The sequence below is a fragment of the Formosa sp. A9 genome (assembly GCF_051200825.1).
Lineage (GTDB): Bacteria > Bacteroidota > Bacteroidia > Flavobacteriales > Flavobacteriaceae > Formosa.
Window position 1 is genome coordinate 961,884 of the sequence record NZ_CP195158.1, and the last position, 24,954, is coordinate 986,837.

Genomic DNA, 24,954 nt, shown 5'->3' on the forward strand with positions numbered 1-24,954 from the left:
TTAGAAAGTACAAATGTATTCTTTTTTAAAGAAAAGAAATTTTTAGGCTATTAAAATGTTAAAAATTATCTTGATTAAGTATAGAAAAAACAAAACAATACGAGTAACGATGTGTGTATGGTTTTATAAATACTTATTTTAAGGGTACAGCTATTTTAACATCGTCCCAAGCCATGGTTAAGGCTAAATTGTCGGTAGAATTATCAAACGAGATGGTAAATTGTTCTACGGTATTATTAAGCTTTTCTACAGGAACTTCAAGATTTAAGACATCGAAACTAGGGTCGCGCATAGGGCTCATGGTTTCGTCTACTCCCCAAGGGTATTGTTTGCTGTTAAACATCACGTGCCATAAGGTGTCGTTAGGCACTGTCCAAAGTGTATATTTTCCTTTAGGTAAAGAGTCGTTACCTATTTTTAGGGTTTTATTGGTTTCGAAGGTTGTTGCTTCGTTGGCACCTGTTCTCCATACTTGGTTGTAAGGCACCAATCCGCCAAAAATTAAACGGTCGCGTTTAGAAGGTCGGTTATAAAATACTTCTAATTTTAAATCGTTTAATTTAAACTCTACAGTGTCATTCGGACTTAAAGATTTAGAAAAGACCCCTTTTTCAAAATAGGCATAACAAAAAATACCAACGGCTACAATTAATAATAGTAGCATTACCCATTTTAGAAACTTATTCATAGCTGCTGTTTTTATAGAAATAAAGATACTTTAAAAGACTTCCATTTTAAGTGCAAACGTATAAATAATTTGTTTGGGTATAAAAAAATTAATTTTTTTTTATCTTTTTGCAACGCTAGCTAAAAGCTGTCGTCTTTAAGGTGTATGCTAACCATAAAAATACAATAAGTGAGTTCGTTTTCTATAGATGTAGTAGAAGCGTGTAAACAGAATAATCGAAAAGCACAAATGCAGTTATACAACCAGTACTGCCAAGGCATGTATATTGTTGCGAGACGATTTATTTCGAATACCGCCGAAGCCGAAGATTTGGTTCAGGACGCTTTTATAAAAGCGTTTACTAAACTGCATCAATATAAAGCCGAAGTTACTTTTGGAGCTTGGTTAAAGCGTATTGTTGTAAACACGTGTATTGACGCTTTAAAATCTAAAAAACAAGAATTAGAACTTTTAGATGAGGTGCACCTAGAAGTGGTAGATCACGATTCCAACACTTGGGAAGTAGACGATAACATTTCGCTGAAAGAGGTGAAATTAGCTATCGAAAATTTGCCAGATAAATACAAGTATGTGGTCATGCTTTTTTTAATAGAAGGTTACGACCATCAAGAAATTTCCGAAATTTTAAATATTTCAGAAGTGGCGTCGCGAACACAATTATCGAGAGGGAAAGTAAAATTGCAAGAACAATTAAAATCTAAACGCTATGGCACAAGATATTAGAGACTTATTTAAAAACGAGCAAGAGCAAGATATTCAAGACACCATGTCGCATGGGCACGAATCCCGTTTTTTAGACAAATTGAATGAAGCTTTGCCAGAACAGCGAAAAACATCTAAAATGCATTGGCTGTATATAGCGGCAAGTATGGTGGTGTTTGTAGCCGTAAGTTTTGGTGGTTATAAGTATTTTACATCGGATGCTATGCCAGATGATAACACTCCTGCGGTTGTAGAGCAAGACTCTTCTGCCGAGGTGAAAACAAAGTCGTTAGGAGACTTATCTCCAGATTTTAAAAAAGTAGAAGATTATTATTTAGCCAGTATCCATAACGAATTATCTAAGTTAGAGCTAACCCCAGAAAATAAAGAGTTAATAGATGGGTATATAGAACGTTTAGAGGTTTTAGCCAACGAGTACAAGCAATTATCTATAGAACTAACAACATCTGGACCAAGCGAATTAACCGTTAATGCGCTTATCGATAATTTAAAAATGCGATTAAACCTTTTGTACCGTTTGCGCGATCAGCTTAAAGATTTAAGTTCGGAAGTAGACGAAACACATCAATCCATTTAAAAAACAATCAAAACAATGAAACAGTTATCAATATTATCGCTTTTTAACGTGCTTATGCTATGTTGCATGTCGGTATCGTTACAAGCGCAGCAAAAATTAACCAAAGCTTCTCAATCATTAAAAGTTGATAAGACAGCAACAATCAATTTAAAATCAGATTATACCACCGTAAAAATAGATACGTGGAATAAAGATATTATTGAAGTTGAAGCATTTATAGAGAGCGACAAACTTAGTAAAGACGATTTGCAAAAAGCATTAGAGCAATGGCGTGTAGATGTAAGCGGATCTGAAGATTATGTTACCATAACCTCTAGCGGTGCGACAGGTGCTTTTGAAAGCGACATGTTTTTTGATATAGCCTCTGTAGATGCTCTAAAAGATTTGGAAATAGAGTTAGCACCAATTCCACCGATGCCGCCAATTCCAAATATAGCTATGGTGCCAATGCCTGAGTTACCAAAAATGCCTAAAATGCCGAAACTTCCAGAATTGCCAAAAGGCATTGATCAAGTAGATTTTGATTACGAAGCGTATAAAAAAGAAGGTGAAGCATATTTGGAAACATGGAGTAAAACCTATCAGAAAAGATATGGAAAGGAATTTCAGGAAAAAATGAAAGCTTGGGCAAAAGCTTTTGAAGCCTCTGGTTTTGAAGACTACGAAAAACAAATGGAAGCTTGGGGCGAAAAATTCGGCAAAGAATATGGCAAGCAAATGGAAGAATGGGGAAAACAGTTTGAAGAGCAATTTGGAGCCGATTATGAGCGAGAAATGGAAGCTTGGGGAGAATCGTTTGAACGCCAGATGGAGGCTAGAGAAGCCGAAAGGGAAGTTAGAGAGGCAGAGCGAGCAGCCAGAGAACACCATAGAGAAGCTCGTGAGCATGCCCAGACTAAACGACGAGAAGTTTTAAGAAATAGATCGGCTATACCAGCAAGTGTAAAGAAAACTTTAATAATACATATGCCAAAAAAAGCGAATTTAAAGGTGAATGTAAAATATGGTGAACTACAGTTTGTCTCTGTAATAGAAAATGTTAAAGCCGATATGTCGCATACCAAATTAACAGCAAATACCATTGATGGAAGCCAGACTTCCATCAATGTGTCTTATGCACCTGTAAACATTATAAATTGGAATCAGGGGAATTTGGCATTAAACTTTGTAGAGCATGCAGAATTGCAAACCGCTAAACGGTTGGTGTTAAATGCAAATTCTTCAAATATTGGAGTAGGGCAATTAACAGACAATGCAATTATAAACGGAAGCCTTGGCGATCTTCAAATTAAGAATATTGCAGATACGTTTCAGAATTTAAGTATTGTTTTAGAAAATAGCGAGGCTGTAATTGCTTTGCCCAAGACCGATTATAATTTACAGTATCAAGGCAAGAATACGAGATTTAAACACCCTAAAAAGTCGTCTGCAGAGTCTGTGTCTAACTTCTCTTTTGGAGATAGCTTTAGCTCTAAATCCATTATAGTAAACGCAAAATTTAGTAAGGTAACTATGCAATAACAAATAGTTTTATTTTTTTGCTTTTAATGATGTCTAGTCTATTTTGTATAGTCTAGATTTTTTGTTTTTATAAGGAGTTGTAATTTTATTGTAAATTGTTTTTTAGCAGACTATATAAACAAAAATACCCTCAAACGCTTTGTGGCATTTAAGGGTAAATTAAATAGAGAAAATTGAAAAACTATTGTTTTTTGAGTGTTGATTAAACTCAAATAATTTTTAAAACTTTAAAAGCATAGAGAAAAATTAAATAGAGAAAATGAGCTTTTTAAAGTCTATACAAGTATAGCTATAAAAAGGGTTCTGTAAAAGAGGTAGTCTTTTTAAATTCTGGAATTTTTAAAATTCAACAGATTTTTAAGTGATTGTTTGTTAGGGTTTTGGGTGTGGTTTTCCTTGAATTTAAAAGCCCTTATTGTGGGTGGGTGACTTTCTGTGTTACACTTTATTTTTTAAGCTTTTTTAAACTTTATTTCTTTTTGCAAGCGTGTTAGTTGCTTTTGAGATTTGATATGATAATTAAAAAATAACGCAATTAAAACAAAAAATAAGGCAACAATTAGATATTGGTATAAGGTGGATTTTTTATTGATTGCTTTTACTTCGTTTATCTTAGTATTAATAAGTTCTGAAAGTGTGGCGTTAGAAATTTTTAATTTTGAAGCTATTAATGCTTCTTCGTTGGCAATCGATTTGTGATAATACACTTCGTGTTTTTGGGCATTGCCTAAAACCAAATAATCGTTAGCTATTGCGGCATAAACACCTGCTTTAATGGTTAAATCATTTATGTTGTCTAAGCTACTTTCAATGCCAGATAATAAATCTAGAGAAGCTTCGTGATTTCCATCTAATGCTTCAAGTTTTGCTAATGCCTTTTTTGTCGATGCAATTAAACGTTCTAATCGGATGTCTTGAGCATATTTGGCGCTTTTTTCGTAGCTATATTTCGCATTTACTAAATCATTATTATCAATATAACAATTCGCCTGATTAAAGTACATAATGCAAAGGTTAATCAGTTTTAGGCGTTCGTTATCGGTTACGAGATTAAATTCGTTAATGGCCTTGTCAAAATAATTTAATGCTTTTTTAGTGCTTAATTGTTCTCTAAACAACTGACCTTTTAAGCCGTAATTAATCCCTAATTGGCCATGTAATGTGGTGTCTGTAGCAACGTGCTTTAGGGCTAAATTTAAAGCTTTGTCTAAATACTCGTTGGCTTTGTCTGTTAAATTAATTTGTTGGTAATGTCCACCAATTTGGTTAAAAGCGTTAATTTTTAATTTATAATTGGTGGTATAAGGTATAAAATCTAACAATCTTAACGAGGTAGTTAGTGCCATCTGGTAATCACGTTTGGTAGTATACCCTGTAGAAATAAGCATTAAAGCATAAATTTTATCGTCTGTACTGGTATCTGCATCGTTAAAAACACTAGTTAAAGTTTCTATAGCAGTATCTGGATTAACTAAAACTTCTTGAGAATTTACACGTATTATTGAATCTACATTTTTTTGGCCATAACAGGTGAAAGACAGATTTAAAGCTGTTAATAGTGTAAGTATTAGATATGGTAAAATATGGTTTTTCATACTAAGTTTTAGTGTTACGCTTTAAATTCTTTCTTTATAATATTTATAAATACAGTAGGCGATAGCCCAGTAACCGATTTAAATACCGTCGCAAAACTACTGTGCGAAGAAAAACCACTCTCGTCGGCTAAATAGCTCACTTTATAATTTAAATATTTAGGTTCTGTTTTTAGTTTTTCGATAATGTATTTAATGCGTAATTCGTTTATGTACGCATTAAAATTCTTGCCTTTGGTTTTATTAATAATTTCCGAGAGGTATTTAGTATTTGTGTCTAGTTTAGAAGCTAGTTGCCCTAAAGACATGTCTTTAGATGTAAATTTATTAGATTTTTCGAACTGTTGTAATCGCGATAAAATAATATTTTCTGTTTCTTTGGGAATATTTGGAGATTTATTGTCTTCGGATTTTACGTTTAAACTTGGTTTTGCAACAGCAGCAACAGTTTTATGAGCTGCTTGGATTGCGGGGATATCGATTTCTACATTTTTAACCGGTAAAGACTGTTCTTCTTCTGTAGAGATTTCTACTGTTCTTGAAGTTTCAAAATATTTTAAAATGTCTAAATATTGTTTAATGCGTTTATCTCTCAGGTATTTGTAGAATAAGCCAAAACCTAATAATAATGCAGCTGATATTGACAGAAAAATGATGTTACGTTTATACGAAGCTGTTAATTCGGTAATTGTATTGGTCTTGTCTGCTTTCGTATAATTTAAAACCGTGTTTGTTGCTTCGGTTTTTAATTGTTCGGTTGTGTTATTTAAAACAGTTGTGTTTAAATTTTGTTTTAAAAAAGCGTTTGGGTTGTTGGTAACAATATAGTTACTGATTAATTGTTCGTTGATTTTACTTTTTAAAGGAACATGATTAAAGCGTTCGGCGATAGTATATGCTTTTTTAAGGCTGTCTATAGCGCTAAAAAATTCCTTCTTTTGAAACAAAACAGCAGCGTATTTGTTTAGCCTAAACATACTTATGTATTGGTTGTTCTGGTATTGCTTTGTGTTTAGGCGATCTAGGTAAAATAGGGCTGAGTCTAACTGAAATCGGTTAAGATAAAAAGTGGCTAAATCTAATTCTACAGGAGAAAGGTTTTCTATTTCTGCTTTAGAAGTTTGAAACTGCGAACGAGCCGAGAGTAAATTAGAAATCGCTTCCTTTTTATTGTTCTGCTCTAAATAGGCTAGACGTGTTTTGTTTTGTAATTGTTTGGCCGAAATCCAGTTTAAATTTGCTGGACTAGTATGGTTTTTGGCTTCATTTAAATAATACGAGGCCAAACTAAACAAATCTAACTGGTATAAAACTTCCGCAATAAGAATGTTAATTTGCGATATGATTTTAGTGTTGTTAGATTGCTTTGCAATGGATTTAGCAGACGTTAAATTTTTAAAAGCTTCGTTGTAATTCCCTTTTATGTATTGGCTTTTGGCCAACAGATAAAAAGATTGACATTTTATATTGGCTTTTGGGTTATTGTTTAAGGTAAATTCTGAAATTTTAATACCATAGTTCGGGTTATTAAACACAGAGGCTTCGGCATCGTTTAGTAACAATTGGGCATCGGTATGTTGTTGGGCTTTTACGTAGCTCGTAAAAAGCCATAAAAAACCAATGCAAAGTAATCGCATGTAGTTGGTTAAGTTTTTCAATTTTAATTCTCTCTATTATTACAAATGTAATATTAAAAGATTAAAAATAGAATAGATGTGATAGATTAAGCAAAAAAGAATTGCTTTTTTGTTAGCTAATATTGTGTTTAGGTTAAAAATCTGTTATAACGGTATTTCTATTTCTTTGTAAACTAGGCCACCATTTTTGTTCATGCCGTTAATAAATAATGTAACATTATCGTGATCGCCTTTGTATAATTTTAACTCGTTAGACATGTTAGGAAGTACATTGTAGTTTGGTACCCAATCTAAAGTTTCGTAAAACCGTTGCGATGTATTTGTGTTAAAAATTAACGCAGGCGGGAAGTAATAAGGTGAAGATCCTGTGTAGCCAAAATCAGGTAGACTGGTGTAGGATGTTGAAGGTCCAGAAGTCTTTATTTTATTTTCTCCTCCTTTTTTTAATTGTATAGCGACCACGCCTTTACCACCTCTAAACCCATATCCAGAGCCATTTGGATTAAGTTCGATAGATTCAACTTGATTTAATCTCATGTTTTTTAAGATTTCATTATCTACAGGAAGTCCGTCTATTAAAATTAAAGCTTCGGGACTACCGTATAACGATGCTGCTCTGTTGCGTCTAAAAATTACACTAATATAATCTACTTTTTCAAACCCTTCTGATCTGTCTATTTTTGCTTGATCGAATGCATGAATGCCGCTCTGGTTATTCAGGTATTCTATTACAGTAAAGTTGTAGGCGTCTTTCTCGTCAAAATTTAATTTTTTAAAGAAATTTGTCCCTGGTCCCGTAGGTAGTTTTGGGTATAAATTTTTGTTGGTTTTACTTTTGCCTTCTAGCACAACTTCTTCTAAAATTTCGGCATTTTGGTAACTAATATTGTAGTTTGGTGTTATATGGGTGTCTGTTTTTTTGGAGTTCGTGGTGGTTAAATACGATTTGTTTTTTACTAAAAGACTGTCTGGTTTGTAGCTTTTATTGGAGTTGTATATAAAAAATGCAGCATTAATTAATTCTCCGTTTTCGTTTATTAGCGATAGATTGTAATTAGAGGTGTTGTTTAAAATTAAATTGTTAAAAGTAAAGGTCTTGTCTGCTTTAAGCGGAGCAAATTCTATAATTTCATTTTCTTTAGAAGTTAAAAGTATTTTACATTGCCCTTCCGAATTCGCGTTAACCGCCCCGTGAATGGTTAATCCTCGTTCTGGAGTAAAGAAAGGTTTTTTGTCTTTAAATTTATTTTTTAACGTTGGTTTTGTTTGGGTTTGTAAAAATAAATCTAATTCATTGGAGTTTAATTGCGATGTATTTGGAAGCCTTTCTTTGGTATACGAATTTATTAAAAAATCATCTAGAATAGTATTGGGGTTATTGTTTAGCTTGAATTCCGATGGCAATACAGAAATGCTTAAATTGGTTAGGCTATAAATATCTTTTAATTTAAAATCTATAGTAACAGAATCTTTAGTTACATTAACCTGTTTGGTATCTAAATTGATTGGTTTTTTATTTTGTATAAAAAAGTGACGCTAGGCAAGAGGTTGATTTTTTGTATTGAAAATAGTAAGCGTGTTAACGCCATTAAACAATTCGCGTTTTTCTATAGGTAAACCGTAATTAAGATATTGTTTGTCTATTTCGAAAGCCTTGATATAAATAGGTTTTTGGTTTCTGTGCACGATGGTATACAGCTTTTCGCCATGATGTTTTTTTACTACCTCCTCACTAAATTTTATTACAAATTTTTCTTGACTACTTTCCGTTGCTTTTATTTCTTTATGTATTACAATGCCCGAGTCTGTATTTGTATTTAAGGTAAAGCGATAATCTTTGTTGTTATAATTAAATTCTAGCGAATAATTATTCTTACTGTTGTAAACAAAATCAAATTGCCCATGACCATAAGCGTTTGTTTTGGTTTGTAATTTTTGCTTTTGTATGGTTGTGTTTATAATTTTTACGGTTTGGTTAGGCGTGTATTTACCGTTATTTTTAATATTAAAATACACAGTGTTTTTTATATTTTCGAGTAAGGCGCCACTTTCTGGATAAAATTCTACAGTAATGTTTTTAGAATCTTCGTTAACACTTGCAATGCTTTCTTGTGTTTGCGAGTTGTTGGTTTTAGTATTAATTACTTGTATAGATGTCGTATAGGGGTTATTGTAATTTCTGTTCCATTGTGTGTCTAAGGCAATATAATAAGTGCCAGATTTTAAGTCTTCGGGAAGATCTATTTCTCCGTTAGAAGTACCATTGTCGCAAAAAAATAGTTGATGGGATATTAGCTTTTTTTCAGGATTGTAAAAGTTTACGTATAAGTTTGATGTATTTGTAGACGGTTTTTCGTTAATGTCTTGAACAACATAGGCTTTCCACCAAACTCTCTCGCCCGTAAAATAAGTTGTTTTATTAGTATGTAAAAAAAACTTTTCTTCTTCTTCAAGATTAAAATAATCTGAATTTATTGGTTTTGATATGGTGTTTAAACTGTCGGTTTGGGCAGAGATAAATTGAGATAATAAGAGGGGAAATAAGAGAAGAATTACACGTTTCATACAAATAATTTTATTAAAGATAATAAAACTAATATATGTAAATAGTAGAAAACTAAAAAGGTCTGCTATAAAATTAGCAGACCTTTCTTTTAAATGTATATGTATAAAGAAGATTTAATCTTCGGTAATTACCCATTCGCCTTTACCTAAAAGCGGTTCGGCTTGTTTAAACTTAACGGTTTTATTTTCGCCAGTTCTAATGTTTTTTATAGTAACACGGTCGTTTCTGCCAATTTTAGGTTTGTCGCGAACAATGGTTTCTATAACTTCAGGCTGACGTTGGGTTTGTCCCGCAGCTCTGCTTTGCGCAGCGCGCTCGTCTAAATTAGGAATTTCTTCTTTAGAGGTTTCTAAGTTCTCTTTTTTAGGCGCTTGTTGTCTGGCTTCGCTAATAGTATTGGTGTCTTCTGCAGGTAATTCGCCTTTAAATAAGAATGAAATTACATCTTTATTAACTTGGCTAATCATATCCTTAAACAATTCGAAGGCTTCAAATTTATAAATTAACAACGGATCTTTTTGCTCGTGTACAGCTAATTGTACCGATTGTTTTAACTCGTCCATTTTACGTAAATGCGTTTTCCAGGCATCGTCTATAATGGCAAGTGTAATGTTCTTTTCGAAATCTGTTATTAACTGTTTTCCTTCGGTTTCGTAGGCTTGTTGTAAATCTGTTACAACTTGTAAGGTTTTTACACCATCTGTAAATGGTACAACTATACGTTTAAATTTATCGCCTTGTGTTTCGTATACGTTCTTTATAATAGGAAATGCAGTTTCAGCATTTCTAGCCATTTTAGATTTGTAATGATCGAAAGCGGCTTTGTAAATTTTTGCAGCAATGTCTTGAGCGCTAAGCTTGTTGAATTCTTGTTCGGTAATTGGCGCACTCATAGAGAAATAACGAATCAATTCGAATTCGAAATTTTTATAATCGTTTGCTGCTTTGTTAGATTCTGCAATACCTTCGGCGGTATCAAAAATCATATTGGCTAAATCTACACTTAAACGCTCTCCAAATAATGCATGGTGACGACGTTTGTAAACCACCTCGCGTTGCGCATTCATAACATCGTCGTATTCTAATAAACGCTTACGAACGCCAAAGTTGTTTTCCTCAACTTTTTTCTGGGCACGTTCAATAGATTTTGAAATCATAGAATGCTGAATAACTTCGCCTTCTTCCAGTCCCATTTTATCCATCATCTTAGCAATACGCTCAGATCCGAATAAACGCATCAGATTATCTTCTAACGACACGTAAAACTGAGAGCTTCCAGGGTCTCCTTGACGTCCTGCACGACCACGTAACTGGCGGTCTACACGGCGCGAATCGTGACGCTCTGTACCTATAATGGCTAAACCTCCTGCTTTTTTAACAGCATCGGTTAATTTAATGTCTGTACCACGACCTGCCATGTTTGTGGCAATAGTTACTTGGCCAGGCTGTCCAGCTTCGGCAACAATGTCGGCTTCTTTTTTATGTAGTTTTGCGTTTAATACGTTATGTGGTACTTTGCGCATAGCAAGCATTTTTCCTAAAAGTTCACTAATTTCTACGTTAGTGGTACCAATTAAAACTGGGCGACCAGCTTGCGATAATTTAGTTACTTCTTCGATTACCGCATTGTATTTTTCGCGTTTGGTTTTGTAAACTAAATCTTCGCGGTCGTGTCTTGCAATTGGACGATTGGTAGGAATTTCAACAACATCTAATTTATAGATTTCCCAGAATTCGCCAGCTTCGGTAATGGCAGTACCCGTCATACCCGATAATTTGCGATACATTCTGAAGTAATTCTGAAGGGTTACTGTTGCAAAGGTTTGGGTAGCGGCTTCAATTTTTACGTTTTCTTTAGCTTCAATAGCTTGGTGAAGACCGTCGGAATAACGTCGGCCATCCATAATACGACCTGTTTGTTCGTCAACAATCATTACCTTATTGTCCATTACCACATATTGAATGTCTTTTTCAAAAAGGGCATAGGCTTTTAGTAATTGGTTAAGGGTGTGTATGCGTTCCGATTTAATACCAAAGTCTCTAAATAAGTCTTCTTTTTCGTTGGCTTCTTCTTCGGCAGTTAATCCTTTAGCTTCAATTTTAGAAATTTCTACGCCAATTTCTGGCATTACAAAAAAGTTCGGATCGTCTTTTCCTGAAAGATATTCAACACCTTTATCGGTTAATTCTATCTGATTATTTTTTTCATCGATAACATAAAACAATTCCGCATCAATTTTAGACATTTCGCGGTTATTGTCTTGCATGTAGAAGTTTTCGGTTTTTTGAAGGAGTTGTTTGATGCCTTCTTCACTTAAAAATTTAATAAGTGCTTTGTTTTTTGGCATACCACGATAAACGCGTAGCAACTGAAAACCTCCTTCTTTGGTGTCGCCTTCGGTGATTAACTTTTTAGCTTCGGCAAGTACTCCGGTTAAGTATTTGCGTTGTACCCCAACAATATCATCAACCTTAGGTTTTAGTTCGTTAAACTCGTGGCGATCGCCTTGCGGAATAGGGCCAGAAATGATTAACGGTGTACGGGCGTCGTCTACTAAAACAGAATCAACCTCATCTACAATGGCGTAGTGGTGTGGGCGTTGTACCAAATCGTTTGGCGAGTGCGCCATGTTATCGCGAAGGTAATCGAAACCAAACTCGTTGTTTGTTCCGTAAGTAATGTCTGCGTTATAAGCTTTTTTACGTGCTTCGGAATTGGGTTGGTGGTAATCTATACAATCTACGGTAAGACCGTGAAATTCGAATATAGGTGCCATCCAAGCGCTATCACGTTTGGCTAAGTAGTCGTTTACCGTTACTAAGTGTACGCCTTTACCAGCAATGGCATTAAGGTACATTGGTAAGGTGGCTACTAAGGTTTTACCTTCACCAGTTTGCATTTCTGCAATTTTACCTTGGTGCATGGCAATACCACCTATAAGTTGTACGTCGTAATGTACCATATCCCATGTTATGGCTTTACCTGCGGCGTCCCAAGAGTTTGCCCAAATGGCTTTATTGTCTTCTAGAGTAACATAGTCTTTAGATCCAGAAATTTCTCTGTCGAAAGCATTTGCTGTTACGGTAACGTTGGTGTTATCTCTAAAGCGTTTTGCAGTTTCTTTAACAACAGCAAAAGCTTCTGGTAGAATATCGTTTAATACATTTTCGGTGGCTTGGTAGGCTTCGTCTTTTAATTTATCGATTTCTTGATAAATGTCCTCGCGTCTATCTATATCTTCGGTAGTATTGGCTTCTTCTAGGAGTGTAGATATTTGATCTTCGAAAGGCTGTCTTCCTGCTGCAATCTGAGCTTTAAAAGCATCAGTTTTTGCTCTTAATTCGTCGTGCGACAATGCTTCTAGAGCCTGTTCAAAAGATTTAATTTTATCAACTAAAGGCATGATGGATTTTACATCTTGTTTAGATTTATCACCAACAAATAGCTTTAGTACAGAATTTAAAAAATTCATGAGTATGTGTGTTAAAGGTTGTGTTAAGCCTAGGGCTTAACGTATAAAGTTAAGGTCTTTAAATGCTTTGTAACAAAGCACCCAAAGATACGGTTTGTTGTTATGTTTCATAAAGAATAGCACAAAAAAAAGTCTCGTAATGAGACTTTTTAACTTTTCTTTATAGTATATTAATATTCATCCTCGTTCCAGAGGTAATCCTCATCAGTCGGGTAATCAGACCAGATTTCTTCAATCGAGTCGTACGAATCGCCTTCATCTTCAATGGATTGTAAATTTTCAACAACTTCTAGAGGTGCTCCAGTTCTAATTGCGTAGTCTATAAGCTCATCTTTAGTCGCTGGCCAAGGTGCATCGCTCAAATAAGATGCTAATTCTAAAGTCCAATACATTTGTAATTCGTTTTAATTTTGTGCAAAAATAATTTTTTAGTTTAAAAAGTCAAGAAAAAAATGAATTATTTCATCATTAAATAAAAGAACGCGATGTGTTATAGAACACGTTGACTTCAAGCTTGTTGTGTTTGGCTTGTTGTGCAGAGTTTCTTAAAGTTTTTCCGGAACCCATTTTATCTCGTCTGCATGCAAGTCTAGAGACAACTTTCGTGCCAATACAAAAAGATAGTCAGATAGGCGGTTTAAATAGGTTAAAACGTCGGGTTGAACGGGCTCGATATCATTTAAAGCAGCGGCTAAACGTTCGGCACGACGGCAAACACAGCGCGCAATATGACAGAATGACACGGTTTGGTGTCCGCCTGGTAATACAAAATGCGTCATAGGTGGTAATGCGTCGTTCATACTATCTATAGCATTTTCTAACGCTGTAATATCTAGAGCCGAAATTTTAGGAATGTTCAAGCGTTCCTTTCCGTTTTTTAAAGTTTCTTTTTCTGGGGGTGTCGCCAGCATAGCGCCCAAAGTGAATAATTTGTCTTGAATGCTGTTAAGAAGCGTTTTGTAGTTTGTATTAATGTCTTGATCTCGTATTAAACCAATATGCGAGTTTAGTTCGTCTACAGTGCCGTAGCTTTCTATACGAATATGATGTTTTGGAACTCTTGAGCCCCCAAAAAGAGCAGTAGTGCCTTTATCGCCTGTTTTTGTGTATATTTTCATGACCTTGTTTGGATGTTGTAAGGTATCAAAAATAAAACTTTACTGGGCAATAGACCAATTTTAAGGCTAAGGATTAACCGTTAATTTTTCGTTGCGTTTATCGCTTTCAATCAATCCGTCTCTTAATCTTATGATGCGGTGCGCATGTTCTGCAATGTCTTCTTCGTGAGTTACTAAAATTACGGTATTGCCTTGGCTGTGTATGGTGTCGAAAAGCGCCATAATTTCTACCGAGGTTTTAGAATCTAAGTTTCCAGTTGGCTCGTCGGCTAAAATAATTGAAGGTTTATTAACAAGGGCACGGCCAACGGCAACACGCTGCCTTTGACCTCCAGAAAGCTGATTGGGTTTGTGATCCATTCTGTCGGCTAGCCCTACCTCTGTAAGTACTTCTTCTGCGCGTTTATGGCGTTCGGATTTAGATAGGCCAGCATATACCATTGGTAATGCAACGTTGTCAAGAGCTGTGGTTCTGGGTAGTAAATTGAAGGTTTGAAACACAAAACCAATTTCGGTGTTTCTTATATCGGCTAATTCATCGTCGGTCATTTTACTAACATCTTTCCCGTTTAAAATATAGGTCCCTGCAGTAGGGGTGTCTAAACAACCAAGAAGATTCATTAGCGTAGATTTTCCAGAACCAGAAGGTCCCATAATGGCAATATAATCACCTCGTTTTATGGTTAGGTCAATGCCTTTTAAAACGTGAACAGTTTCTTGCCCGAGTTTAAAATCGCGAATAATATTAGAAATTTCGATAACGTTGCTCATAAAATAAATGCTGAGGTTATGGTAGGTGCAAGATACAGGTTTTTAAAATACATAAGTAGTTTACATTTTTAACTTGCCTTAAATTTAACTTGGTCTTTGCGATAAGACGCTAAGTGTTGCAAAATGTTACAAGGTTACAGGCGTATTGTAAAATGTTCTTTGGTTTGTTCTTGTCTAAAAAACACAAACCCGTATTGAAAGGTGTCTATAGTGACTGTTACTTTAGGATGATTTTTAATGGCTTGCCAAGCCTCTGTCATGTCTTTAGACCAATAAATGTCATCAAAAATAAAAACAGTATCGTTATGGGTTTTGGGGAGTAGCAGATTAAAATACTTTAAAGTTGCAGCTTTATTGTGGTTGCCATCAAATAAAACCATATCGAAAGATGTGTTTGTTAATTGCGGAAGAACATCCGCAAAATCTCCTGTTAAAACAGATACGTTTTTAAGGCGCTTGCTCTGTAAATTTTGTGCGGTGAATTTAGAAACTTCTGGGCAACCTTCAATCGTGGTGAGATGCCCGTTAGGGTTTCCTAGACCTATGGCGTGAGAAGATATGCCTAAAGAAGTACCAAGTTCTAAGCTATTTTTAAATTGAAAATATTGTGTAAGTCTAAAAAGTAATTTGGCGTGTTTTGTTGAAGCTCCCGCATGTTGCGCTAAGCTTGATATTTTGCGGGATTTATTTGTTGTGTAAACTGATCCTGAACCCAAATCGGTAATTGTTAAGCTGTTTTGGTTGTTTAGCAGTTCTGCTTTGTAATTTTTAATTGCGTTATAAGCCTTAGGTTTGGTTTTGTTGTAAAAACATTGTGTTACCAAATGATATACAAACGGCGAATGTACCCCGTGTTGATTGGTAGATTGTTTTAAGTATTTAAAATACTGCTGAATTTGATAAAACACGAATACTAAAATTTATTCTTCTAATTTTGATGCAAGTTCGAACCAACGCTCTTCTTTTTGGTCTATTTCGTTAATAATGGCTTCAAGTTTTAAAGAGAGCTCGTTAATTTGGTCTTGGGTTAAATCGGGATTATTAAACTTGGCTTCCAATTCGGTTTTATCGTACGCTAACGATTTTAGTTTGCTTTCAATGTTATTGTACTCTTTTTGTTCGTTGTACGAGAGTTTTGCTCCAGAATCTTGTTTCCAGTGTTTTTTTTCTTTTTTATCTTCAGAAATTGTTACTTCTGGACTGTCTTCGTAAGTTCTAAAATCGCTGTAATTTCCAGGGAAATCTTCAATAACACCTTCGCCTCTAAACACAAAAAGATGGTCTACAATTTTATCCATAAAATAACGGTCGTGAGTCACAACAATTAAGCACCCTGGGAAATCTAGTAAGAAATCTTCAAGAACATTTAGCGTTACAATGTCTAAATCGTTTGTAGGTTCATCCAGAATTAAAAAATTAGGATTCTGAATTAAAACCGTACATAAATACAAGCGTTTGCGTTCGCCACCACTTAATTTTTCTACAAAATCGTATTGCTTTTTTCGGTCGAATAGAAAGCGTTCTAAAAGTTGTTGGGCACTAATTTGTCTCCCTTTTTTAAGCGGAATGTAATCGCCAAATTCGCGTACCACATCTATTACTTTCTGGTCGGGTTTGACAGCTATGCCTGCTTGTGTGTAATAGCCGAATTTTACGGTTTCTCCTAAAGTTATTTTACCGCTATCTGGAGTCGTGCTTTGAGTTAAAATGTTTAGAAAGGTAGATTTTCCAGTACCATTTTTACCAATAATACCCACACGTTCTCCACGTTGAAAATTATAAGTAAAGCCGTTTAAAATGATTTTATCTTTAAACACTTTTTTTAAATTGTGTAGTTCTACAATTTTATTGCCCAATCGCTCCATGTTAAGTTCTAATTCTACTTGATGTTCTTTGCGGCGTTTATGGGCACGTTGTTTAATATCGTGAAAATCGTCTATACGCGATTTTGATTTTGTAGTTCTGGCTTTGGGTTGGCGTCGCATCCATTCCAATTCTTTCTTGAAGAGTTGTTTGGCTTTGCCTGTTTCTACCGCTTCTTGATTTACTCTGGCTTCTTTTTTTTCAAGGTAATACGAGTAATTGCCTTTGTAGTTATATAATTCGCCTTGGTCTAGTTCTAAAATTTCGTTGCAAACCCGTTCTAAGAAAAACCGATCGTGGGTAACCATAAACAAGGTCATGTTTTCCTTGGCAAAAAACAATTCTAACCACTCTATCATTTCCAGGTCTAAATGGTTGGTAGGCTCGTCTAAAATTAATAAATCGGGCTTATTAATTAAAGCGTTGGCAAGGGCTAAGCGTTTTTTTTGTCCGCCAGAAAGGGTGCTTACTTTTTGCGAAAAGTTATCGAGTTTTAATTTCGATAGAATTTGCTTGTATTGTGTTTCGAAATCCCAAGCGTTAAACCGATCCATTTGTTCGAATGCTTTTTGGTAAGCTTCAACTTGTTCAGGATTGTTTAATGCTTTTTCGTAATTTTTAATGACTTTTAAAATATCGTGATCGGCATCAAAAATGGTGTCTTCTACCGTTAAGTTAGGGTCTAGATTAGGTTCTTGAGGTAAGAAGGAAACCGTAATGTTTTTTCTGAAAATTATTTGTCCTGTATCGGGTTGGTCTAATCCTGCAAGAATATTTAAAATAGATGTTTTGCCCGTGCCGTTTTTTGCAACAAAAGCTATTTTTTGATCTTTATGAATGCTAAACGATAGGTTTTCGAACAAGGTAAGTTCTCCGTAAGATTTAGATATGTTTTCTACAGTTAAATAATTCAAGAGTTGATAGGTTTTAGAATTGTTTTGCAAATATCCAAAAAGTAAACGATTAGTTTTGATATTCCTGTCGAAAACTTATATTTGTCAGTAAATCACTGATCGCTATTCATGACCAAATTCCTTACGACCATTTGCATCATTTTATGTTTAGCCATTTCGGGCTGTGTTCCTCATAAAGATATGGTGTATTTACAACCTTCGGAAACCGAGGCCGATTCTATTGCTAAAGTCGTGGCAGCCCAAGCGCCTTATCGTGTTCAGGTTTACGATATTTTAAATATTAGAGTAAAAGCATTAGATCAGGATGCCGTACAAATCTTTAATCCGGTAGGAGAAGATTTATTAAGTGCAGATAGCGATGAGCGTGCTTATTTTGATGGATTTACGGTAGATTTACATGGCGAAATTAGAATTCCCGCATTGGGAAAAGTAAATGTGTTAGGATATACTACTGAAGAAATTGAAAAAATCTTAGAGCAAAAACTCTTAGAAGAACAATTTAAAGAAACGGCTAACATATTTGTAACTGTAAAGCTTACGGGGTTGCGCTATACGGTTAGTGGAGAAGTGTCTGCGCCCGGAACGAATACCTTGTTTCAAGATCGGGTAAATATTTTTGAAGCTATAGCCAATGCAGGAGAAATTCCTATTACTGGAGACCGAAAAGATATTATGATTATACGGCAATATCCGCAAGGACAAAAAATTCATCATATCGATATAACGCGTGAAGATGTTATGGATTCGCCATATTATTACATTCAGCCTAACGATATTATTTACGTAAAACCATTACCACAAAAATCTTGGGGAACAGGCGAAACAGGAATGCAAACCTTAACGACTATTGCAACCATTATTACTTTAGGGACAACAACATTATTATTAATAGATCGATTATAACCCATGGTGCAGTACGAGTATGACGATCAGGATCAAATGGAATCGGGGGGCATGACCTTCGATTTTAGAGGGTATTTGTTTAAAGTGTTAAACCTGTGGAAATTGGTGTTGTTATGCATTGGTGCCGCTTTAATAATTGCTTACCTTATAAATATTAGAAAGCAAAACATTTATAGATTAGACTCTTTAATTTCTGTAGAAAACGACCAAAACCCATTTTTTACAGCCAATACCAGTATTTCGTTTAACTGGGGAGGTGTCTCAGGAAAAGTAGGCAAAGTGATTACCTCTTTACAAACCAGAAGCCATAACGAGAAGGTTGTAGATTCGCTTCAGTATTACTTAGAGTATTTAAAGGAAGGTAAATACAGGAAAGAAGATATTTATAAATCAGCCCCTTTTTATGTTGAAATAGATAATGAAAAAGGACAACTTTTAAACCATGCATTAGGCATCCGATTTTTAAATGACAAACAATTCGAGTTGTTTTCAGAATTCGAAAAATCTGAAGGAAAAGTTCAGTTTTATGGCGATAAACATATGGGTAGCGTAAGTTTGCCTGTAGGTATTTTTAATAAGGTTTTCGAGGTTGGTAAGCCTGTAAATTTATCATTTATCCATTTTACGTTGTATACAAAACCAGACCAGGCCGTAACAAATGGGAGCGAATATTTTGTGAAATTTTTAGATTTCGACCAGGTTGTAAATAGTTATAAAAATGCGGTGAAAACCGAGCCCTTTTCTAAAGAATCTTCATCGGTTTTAAAACTTTCGTTAACCGGACATAACAAAGCCAAAATAGTAGATTATCTTAATGCTACAACAGCTATTTTAAGTAAAACAGAATTAGAACGTAAAAATCTGTATGCAACAAATACCATTCGATTTATAGATAGTAGTTTGGCGAGTGTTAATAACAACTTGAAAGATGTGTCTGACGAGATGAACACCTTTAGAAAACAAAATAAGGTATTTGATGTTGATGCAGAAATGACAGAGGTTTCGTCGCGTTTACGTGAGTACGAAATGGCTAAAGAAATAGAACAGACTAAGCTAAATTACTTAAATGCGTTAGACGATTATTTACGCACCAAAACAAATTATGTAAATATCGCAGCGCCATCATCTGTAGGTATAGACGAGCCCAATATTCAGCAAAGTGTGGGTAAAATTACAGCCTTGGCGATAGAGCGACAAAGTTTGGAATATACTATGAAGGAAAGCTCGGATTTATTTAAGGATTTAGACCGAAGAATAAATGCCGAGAAAAAAGTGCTTCTAGAAACTATTGATGCTACTAAAAGTACCATTAGACTTCAGTTAAATAGTATTCAAAAACAAGCCGCAACGCTTGAGGCAAAATTGAGTAATCTGCCTGAAGACCAACAGGAATATTTAAAAATTCAGCGTAAGCTAGACATTAGTCAAGAGGCGTATAATGTGTATATGGCTAAACGTAGCGAGGCAGCTATTGTAAAAGCAGCAAACATATCGGATATCACATCAATAGACGATGCTAAAGATATTGGTGGCGGACTTATTGGTCCGAACAAGTCACTTAATTATATGATGGCTTTAATGGTTGGCTTTTTCTTACCTATGCTTATAATTTTTATCATTTACCTATTAGATAATACCATACATGGCTCGGATGAAGTAGAGCGTTTATCAAGAATTCCAATTCTGGGTTTAATAGGTAAATACAAGTATCATAATAATTTAGTGGTTTTCGAAAAACCAAAATCGGCTGTAGCCGAATCGTTCAGAGCTATTAGGTCAAGTTTACAGTTTATATTTAAAAAACACGAAGTCGATCAGGGTTTAGGAAGAACCATTATGGTTACCTCGTCGGTAAGTGGTGAGGGGAAAACGTTTACATCCATTAACATGGCTACAGTGTATGCGTTGTCTGGTAAGAAAACAATTTTGTTAGGATTGGATTTGCGGAAACCTAAAATTTTTGGGGATTTTGGTATTTCTAACGATTTGGGAATGGTGAATTATTTGATAGGAGAACATAGTTTGGAAGAAGTGACACATCAAACAGAAATCGAAAATTTAGCTGTTATACCTTCTGGGCCTGTGCCTCCAAACCCTTCAGAATTGTTGATGGGAGATACCATGACTCACTTACTTACTAGATTACGTAAAGAATACGATATGATAGTTCTAGATACGCCGCCTTTAGGATTGGTAACAGATGCTTTGCAGTTAACACAATTTGCCGATGCAACTATTTTTATGGTGCGTTTAGATTACACTAAAAAAGGTATGCTCTCGCTTATTAATGCTAAATATCGTATGGGTGAAGTAAAGAACATTAGCTTTGTGCTTAACTTTTATAAACACAAAACCAACCATAATTACGGTTATGGCTACGGCTACGGATATGGTTACGGATATGGGTATGGCATGTATGGTAATGCATATCACGAATCTGAAGGAAATAAAGGTGTAATAGGTCGAATAAAACGTTTTATAAAACGAATTTAATAGGAAAAAGAACTTAAACATACGTTCTTTAAACTGTAAAAGCTTTATAACCAAAAAGCTAAAGATTCATTCGTGTAAACGAATTTTATAATATTTGCTATTAATTATATCTTATGCAAAAAAAAGACAAAATAACCATAATTGGTTTAGGGTATGTTGGCTTACCGTTAGCCGTTGAGTTTGCTAAAAAGTTTGCTGTAATAGGTTTTGATATCAATACAAAACGTGTGTCGGAATTAAAACAAGCTATAGATAGAACGTTAGAGGTGTCTACTCCAGAATTACAGGAAGTCGTAACACAGGATAAAACTTCGGAAACAGGATTATACATGACAGATAATCTTGAGGACTTAACATCTACCAATATTTATATAATTACGGTTCCAACTCCTACAGATGCTTTAAATAAACCTATTTTTACGCCGTTAATTAAAGCCAGTGAGACTGTAGGGAAAGTTCTAAAACAAGATGATATCGTAATTTACGAATCGACTGTTTACCCTGGTGTTACAGAAGATATTTGTGTGCCTATTCTAGAATCGTTTTCTGGTTTAAAATTTAATACAGATTTTTTTGCAGGATATTCACCAGAGCGCATCAACCCAGGCGATAAAACGCATACGGTAACAAAAATTTTGAAAGTAACCTCAGGTTCTACTCCAGAGATTGCAACTCGAGTAGACGAATTATATAAATCTATCATCACAGCTGGTACACATTTAGCACCTTCTATAAAAGTGGCAGAAGCAGCTAAAGTAATAGAGAATTCGCAACGCGATATTAACATCGCTTTTGTAAACGAATTATCTAAAATTTTTAGAATTCTGAATATCGATACCAAAGCAGTTCTAGAAGCCGCTGGTACAAAATGGAATTTTATAAAATTTTCGCCAGGTTTGGTTGGTGGCCATTGTATAGGTGTAGATCCCTATTATTTGGCACAAAAAGCCATTGAGTCTGGATACAACCCAGAAATTATTTTAGCTGGTAGAAAAATGAACGACAGTATGGGAGCTTATGTTGCTACCGAAACTGTAAAAATGATGATAAAAAAAGGCGCAACTATAAAAGGGTCCAACACTTTGGTTTTAGGCATTACGTTTAAAGAAAACTGTCCTGATATTAGAAACTCCAGGGTGATTGATATTATTGAAGAATTAAAAACCTACGATGTTAATGTAGATGTTTTCGATCCGTGGGCGTCTGTCGAGGAAGTGAAACACGAATATAATTTAGATTTAATAACGGATGAATCCGAATTAAAACCGAAATACGATGCCGTAATTTTAGCGGTTTCCCACAAGGAATTTCTTAAATTAGATATCCAGCAATTAAAATCAGATTCAGGAGTGCTTTTCGATGTTAAGTCGCTTTTGCCAAAAGATGTTGTAGACGCCAGATTATAAAACCAAAACCATGTATAATACAATTTATCATTCAGAAGATCTTTCTAATTTAAGTTTTTTAATTACTGGAGGGGCAGGTTTTATTGGCTCTAATCTTGTAGAATATCTTTTAAAATACAACGCAAAAAAGGTAAGGGTTCTAGACAATTTTTCTAATGGATATCGTGAAAATTTATCGGAATTTAAATTGAATCGAGCCTTCGAACTTATAGAGGGCGATATCACCGATTTGGATACCTGTAAAGCGGTGGTAACTGGAATAGACTATGTAAGTCACCAAGCGGCCTTAGGTTCTGTACCGCGATCTATAGAGAATCCTATAGCAACAAATAATGCTAATATCAACGGATTTTTAAATATGTTGGTTGCTGTAAAAGAGAGTAGTTCGGTTAAACGTATGGTGTATGCAGCTTCGAGTTCGACTTATGGTGACAGTCAAAATTTACCAAAAGTAGAAGATGTGATAGGTAAACCCTTGTCACCTTATGCCGTCACTAAATATGTAAACGAATTGTATGCCGATGTTTTTGGCAAAACTTATGGCACCGATGTTATTGGCTTACGTTATTTTAATGTGTTTGGCCCTAAACAAAGCCCGAATGGTGCATATGCAGCTGTAATTCCGTTGTTTATGCAAGCTTTAAAAGACGGTAAACCATCTAAAATAAATGGAGATGGTGAGCAAACACGCGATTTTACCTTTGTAGATAATGCTGTGCAGGCCAATGTAAAAGGTTTTTTTGCACCTAAAGAAGCGGCAAACGAAGTGTTTAATGTGGCTTGTGGCGAGCGCATTAGTGTTAATCAATTATGGGGAGCATTAAAGGATGCTGCAAGTTCGGAGTTGGAACCTGTTTATGGGCCACCGCGTCAAGGCGATGTTCGTGATTCTTTAGCCGATATTTCTAAGGCGCAAACATTAATGGGGTATAAGCCACAATTTACGGTAGCAGAAGGTTTGGCTATTACTTGGAATTGGTTTAATAAATAAAATGTTTTCAATATAAAAGGCTGCCCTATGGACAGCCTTCATAAAAATAATTCAAAAATACATCAGAAATTTACATCTAACGTATGGTGTGAATCAATTAGTGGCCCGCCTTGAATAATATCTTCGGAAGCTTGATTAGCAAACTTATCGAAGTTAATGTGGAAGGAATGGGCTAATTGAATGGATTTACTAATATAAACGCCTTTTTGTAGCCACGTATTAATTGGATCTAAGATTTCTGTAGGTACACCTGGGCAATATTCTGGCATAAACAACCCAAAAATAGGGTGTGCATTAAAACGAATATTGTCTAATTCACCTTTTAAAATAGCAGAAATCATAGCGCGAGTGTATTTCAATTTTATTCTGGAGCCTACACCATAAGGCCCCCCGCTCCATCCAGTATTTATTAACCAAACGTTTACACCTGCATCTTGCATTTTTTTACTTAACATTTCGGCGTATACGGTAGGGTGAAGCGGCATAAAAGGTTCCCCAAAACAAGCGGAGAACGATGGTACAGGTTCTGTAATACCAGCTTCGGTACCAGCTACTTTTGCGGTATATCCTGATATGAAATGATAGGCTGCTTGACCAGGAGTTAATTTTGATACAGGAGGTAAAACCCCAAAGGCATCGCAGGTTAAGAAAAAGATGTTTTTTGGGTTTGAAGCGTATGAAGGCGTTTGAATATTATCGATATGATCAATAGGGTAGCTCACACGGGTGTTTTGTGTAATGGAGCTATTTGCAAAATCGACTTCTTTAGTGCCTTCTTTAAAACAAATATTTTCTAACAGTGCACCAGGACGAATGGCTCTAAAAATGTCTGGCTCTTTTTCTTCGGTAAGGTCTATAACTTTCGCGTAGCAGCCACCTTCGAAATTAAAAATAATGTTTTCTTTGGTCCACCCATGTTCGTCGTCGCCTATTAATTTTCTATTGGGGTCAGCAGATAACGTGGTTTTACCAGTACCGGATAAACCAAAAAATATAGCTGTGTCTCCATCTTCGCCAACATTAGCAGAACAATGCATGGGCAGTACATCTTTTTCTACAGGTAAAATTAAATTAAGGGCAGAAAAGATGCCTTTTTTCATTTCTCCTGTGTAGGCAGAACCGGCCACCAATGCAATTTTTTTGGTAAAATTTAAAATGGAAAAATTACCATCGCTTAGTCCCATTGCTTTAGGATTTGGTGCAGTATATCCAGGAGCACATAACACGAGCCATTCTTCTTTAAAGTTTTCTAATTCTGCGTCGTTAAAACGTAGAAACATGTTTTTTACAAAGTAGTTGGACCAAGGGTATTCGGTAATGGTTCGCACATTCATTTGGTATTCTGGATGGGCGCAAACATAACCGTCTCTTACATATACGTCTTTTTCAGATAAGTAGTTTGTAACCTCGTTATAGAGAGCATCAAACTGCTCAGGAGTAATAGGTTTGTTTATTCGTCCCCACCAAACTTTGTCTTTCGTGTAATTATCTTTCACTAAAAACCGGTCTTTAGGCGAGCGCCCTGTGAATTTTCCAGTATTTATGCATAGGGTTCCGTTTTCGGTTTCGGTACCCATACCTTCATTAATAGTGATTTCTTGTAATGCTTCTGGAGACAAGTTCCAGTGTACATTAACATTGTTTAAACCGTAAGAGTTTAAGTTTAATGTTGTTTTTGGTTCTGCTATTGTTTCCATAATATATTGTTTTTATTTGTT

The 24,954-nt window shown here is 35.2% G+C and carries 19 protein-coding genes; 7 read left to right on the forward strand and 12 right to left on the reverse strand.

Features of this window, described 5'->3' with window-relative positions:
* Window positions 1–133 precede the first annotated feature (133 nt).
* Complete coding sequence (locus tag ACR9EA_RS04245) at window positions 134–688, reverse strand: DUF2911 domain-containing protein (protein ID WP_435137991.1); 555 nt, start codon at window positions 686–688, stop codon at window positions 134–136.
* A gap of 168 nt (window positions 689–856) precedes the next feature.
* On the opposite strand from ACR9EA_RS04245, the gene ACR9EA_RS04250 reads away from it, so the two are divergent.
* Genes ACR9EA_RS04250 through ACR9EA_RS04260 form a run of 3 tightly spaced genes read left to right on the forward strand, consistent with a single transcriptional unit; the run spans window position 857 to window position 3,509 of the window.
* On the forward strand, window positions 857–1,411 hold the full coding sequence (locus ACR9EA_RS04250) for an RNA polymerase sigma factor (protein ID WP_435137994.1): 555 nt from the start codon (window positions 857–859) through the stop codon (window positions 1,409–1,411).
* Window positions 1,395–1,988 (forward strand): hypothetical protein, encoded by a 594-nt coding sequence (locus ACR9EA_RS04255; protein ID WP_435137996.1) that lies wholly within the window; start codon window positions 1,395–1,397, stop codon window positions 1,986–1,988. The genes ACR9EA_RS04250 and ACR9EA_RS04255 overlap by 17 nt, the downstream gene beginning before the upstream one ends.
* A 15-nt stretch (window positions 1,989–2,003) precedes the next feature.
* Entirely contained in the window at window positions 2,004–3,509 is a 1,506-nt protein-coding gene (locus tag ACR9EA_RS04260; protein WP_435137999.1) for a hypothetical protein, read from the forward strand.
* A 452-nt stretch (window positions 3,510–3,961) separates the two neighbouring features.
* On the opposite strand, the gene ACR9EA_RS04265 is transcribed toward ACR9EA_RS04260, so the two are convergent.
* The 10 genes from ACR9EA_RS04265 to ACR9EA_RS04310 form a co-directional block, all read right to left on the reverse strand.
* The gene (locus ACR9EA_RS04265; protein WP_435138002.1) at window positions 3,962–5,104 is read right to left on the reverse strand and encodes a tetratricopeptide repeat protein; all 1,143 of its coding nucleotides are present in this window, start codon (window positions 5,102–5,104) and stop codon (window positions 3,962–3,964) included.
* Between the two features lie 14 nt (window positions 5,105–5,118).
* Window positions 5,119–6,759 carry a helix-turn-helix domain-containing protein gene (locus tag ACR9EA_RS04270; RefSeq protein WP_435138005.1) on the reverse strand — a complete coding sequence of 547 codons (1,641 nt, stop codon included), beginning with the start codon at window positions 6,757–6,759 and terminating at the stop codon, window positions 5,119–5,121.
* A gap of 123 nt (window positions 6,760–6,882) precedes the next feature.
* Window positions 6,883–8,142, reverse strand: coding sequence for a hypothetical protein (locus tag ACR9EA_RS04275; RefSeq protein WP_435138008.1), 1,260 nt, complete (start codon window positions 8,140–8,142; stop codon window positions 6,883–6,885).
* 132 nt (window positions 8,143–8,274) lie between these two features.
* Window positions 8,275–9,303, reverse strand: coding sequence for a hypothetical protein (locus tag ACR9EA_RS04280; RefSeq protein WP_435138011.1), 1,029 nt, complete (start codon window positions 9,301–9,303; stop codon window positions 8,275–8,277).
* Between the two features lie 114 nt (window positions 9,304–9,417).
* Window positions 9,418–12,777 (reverse strand): preprotein translocase subunit SecA, encoded by a 3,360-nt coding sequence (secA, locus tag ACR9EA_RS04285; RefSeq protein ID WP_435138013.1) that lies wholly within the window; start codon window positions 12,775–12,777, stop codon window positions 9,418–9,420.
* A gap of 170 nt (window positions 12,778–12,947) precedes the next feature.
* Complete coding sequence (locus ACR9EA_RS04290; RefSeq protein WP_019387375.1) at window positions 12,948–13,169, reverse strand: DUF2795 domain-containing protein; 222 nt, start codon at window positions 13,167–13,169, stop codon at window positions 12,948–12,950.
* A 153-nt stretch (window positions 13,170–13,322) separates the two neighbouring features.
* On the reverse strand, window positions 13,323–13,895 hold the full coding sequence (locus ACR9EA_RS04295) for a cob(I)yrinic acid a,c-diamide adenosyltransferase (protein WP_435138016.1): 573 nt from the start codon (window positions 13,893–13,895) through the stop codon (window positions 13,323–13,325).
* Window positions 13,896–13,961: 66 nt separating this feature from the next.
* Window positions 13,962–14,666 (reverse strand): ABC transporter ATP-binding protein, encoded by a 705-nt coding sequence (locus ACR9EA_RS04300; RefSeq protein WP_435138019.1) that lies wholly within the window; start codon window positions 14,664–14,666, stop codon window positions 13,962–13,964.
* Window positions 14,667–14,800: 134 nt separating this feature from the next.
* Complete coding sequence (locus tag ACR9EA_RS04305) at window positions 14,801–15,574, reverse strand: O-methyltransferase (protein ID WP_435138021.1); 774 nt, start codon at window positions 15,572–15,574, stop codon at window positions 14,801–14,803.
* Between the two features lie 12 nt (window positions 15,575–15,586).
* Complete coding sequence (locus tag ACR9EA_RS04310; RefSeq protein WP_435138024.1) at window positions 15,587–17,443, reverse strand: ABC-F family ATP-binding cassette domain-containing protein; 1,857 nt, start codon at window positions 17,441–17,443, stop codon at window positions 15,587–15,589.
* A 108-nt stretch (window positions 17,444–17,551) separates the two neighbouring features.
* On the opposite strand from ACR9EA_RS04310, the gene ACR9EA_RS04315 reads away from it, so the two are divergent.
* From ACR9EA_RS04315 to ACR9EA_RS04330, 4 genes are all read left to right on the forward strand, one after another.
* A complete protein-coding gene (locus tag ACR9EA_RS04315) occupies window positions 17,552–18,346 on the forward strand; it encodes a polysaccharide biosynthesis/export family protein (RefSeq protein ID WP_435138027.1) in 795 nt (264 codons plus the stop codon).
* A 3-nt stretch (window positions 18,347–18,349) separates the two neighbouring features.
* A complete protein-coding gene (locus ACR9EA_RS04320; protein ID WP_435138029.1) occupies window positions 18,350–20,839 on the forward strand; it encodes a polysaccharide biosynthesis tyrosine autokinase in 2,490 nt (829 codons plus the stop codon).
* A 113-nt stretch (window positions 20,840–20,952) separates the two neighbouring features.
* Window positions 20,953–22,245 carry a nucleotide sugar dehydrogenase gene (locus ACR9EA_RS04325; protein ID WP_435138032.1) on the forward strand — a complete coding sequence of 431 codons (1,293 nt, stop codon included), beginning with the start codon at window positions 20,953–20,955 and terminating at the stop codon, window positions 22,243–22,245.
* 10 nt (window positions 22,246–22,255) lie between these two features.
* Window positions 22,256–23,236: an SDR family oxidoreductase gene (locus tag ACR9EA_RS04330; RefSeq protein WP_435138035.1), complete on the forward strand. Its 981-nt coding sequence runs from the start codon at window positions 22,256–22,258 to the stop codon at window positions 23,234–23,236.
* 62 nt (window positions 23,237–23,298) lie between these two features.
* On the opposite strand, the gene pckA is transcribed toward ACR9EA_RS04330, so the two are convergent.
* Window positions 23,299–24,933: a phosphoenolpyruvate carboxykinase (ATP) gene (pckA, locus tag ACR9EA_RS04335; protein WP_435138037.1), complete on the reverse strand. Its 1,635-nt coding sequence runs from the start codon at window positions 24,931–24,933 to the stop codon at window positions 23,299–23,301.
* Window positions 24,934–24,954 lie beyond the last annotated feature (21 nt).

What these genes read in the sequence shown, in the direction of transcription:
- ACR9EA_RS04295 (WP_435138016.1), bottom strand. Translation starts at nt 13,895, where the DNA reads ATGAAAATATACACAAAAACAGGCGATAAAGGCACTACTGCTCTTTTT.
- ACR9EA_RS04255 (WP_435137996.1), top strand. Translation starts at nt 1,395, where the DNA reads ATGGCACAAGATATTAGAGACTTATTTAAAAACGAGCAAGAGCAAGAT.
- ACR9EA_RS04290 (WP_019387375.1), bottom strand. Translation starts at nt 13,169, where the DNA reads ATGTATTGGACTTTAGAATTAGCATCTTATTTGAGCGATGCACCTTGG.
- ACR9EA_RS04300 (WP_435138019.1), bottom strand. Translation starts at nt 14,666, where the DNA reads ATGAGCAACGTTATCGAAATTTCTAATATTATTCGCGATTTTAAACTC.
- ACR9EA_RS04320 (WP_435138029.1), top strand. Translation starts at nt 18,350, where the DNA reads ATGGTGCAGTACGAGTATGACGATCAGGATCAAATGGAATCGGGGGGC.
- ACR9EA_RS04325 (WP_435138032.1), top strand. Translation starts at nt 20,953, where the DNA reads ATGCAAAAAAAAGACAAAATAACCATAATTGGTTTAGGGTATGTTGGC.
- ACR9EA_RS04330 (WP_435138035.1), top strand. Translation starts at nt 22,256, where the DNA reads ATGTATAATACAATTTATCATTCAGAAGATCTTTCTAATTTAAGTTTT.
- pckA (WP_435138037.1), bottom strand. Translation starts at nt 24,933, where the DNA reads ATGGAAACAATAGCAGAACCAAAAACAACATTAAACTTAAACTCTTAC.
- ACR9EA_RS04280 (WP_435138011.1), bottom strand. Translation starts at nt 9,303, where the DNA reads ATGAAACGTGTAATTCTTCTCTTATTTCCCCTCTTATTATCTCAATTT.
- secA (WP_435138013.1), bottom strand. Translation starts at nt 12,777, where the DNA reads ATGAATTTTTTAAATTCTGTACTAAAGCTATTTGTTGGTGATAAATCT.
- ACR9EA_RS04315 (WP_435138027.1), top strand. Translation starts at nt 17,552, where the DNA reads ATGACCAAATTCCTTACGACCATTTGCATCATTTTATGTTTAGCCATT.
- ACR9EA_RS04260 (WP_435137999.1), top strand. Translation starts at nt 2,004, where the DNA reads ATGAAACAGTTATCAATATTATCGCTTTTTAACGTGCTTATGCTATGT.
- ACR9EA_RS04245 (WP_435137991.1), bottom strand. Translation starts at nt 688, where the DNA reads ATGAATAAGTTTCTAAAATGGGTAATGCTACTATTATTAATTGTAGCC.
- ACR9EA_RS04265 (WP_435138002.1), bottom strand. Translation starts at nt 5,104, where the DNA reads ATGAAAAACCATATTTTACCATATCTAATACTTACACTATTAACAGCT.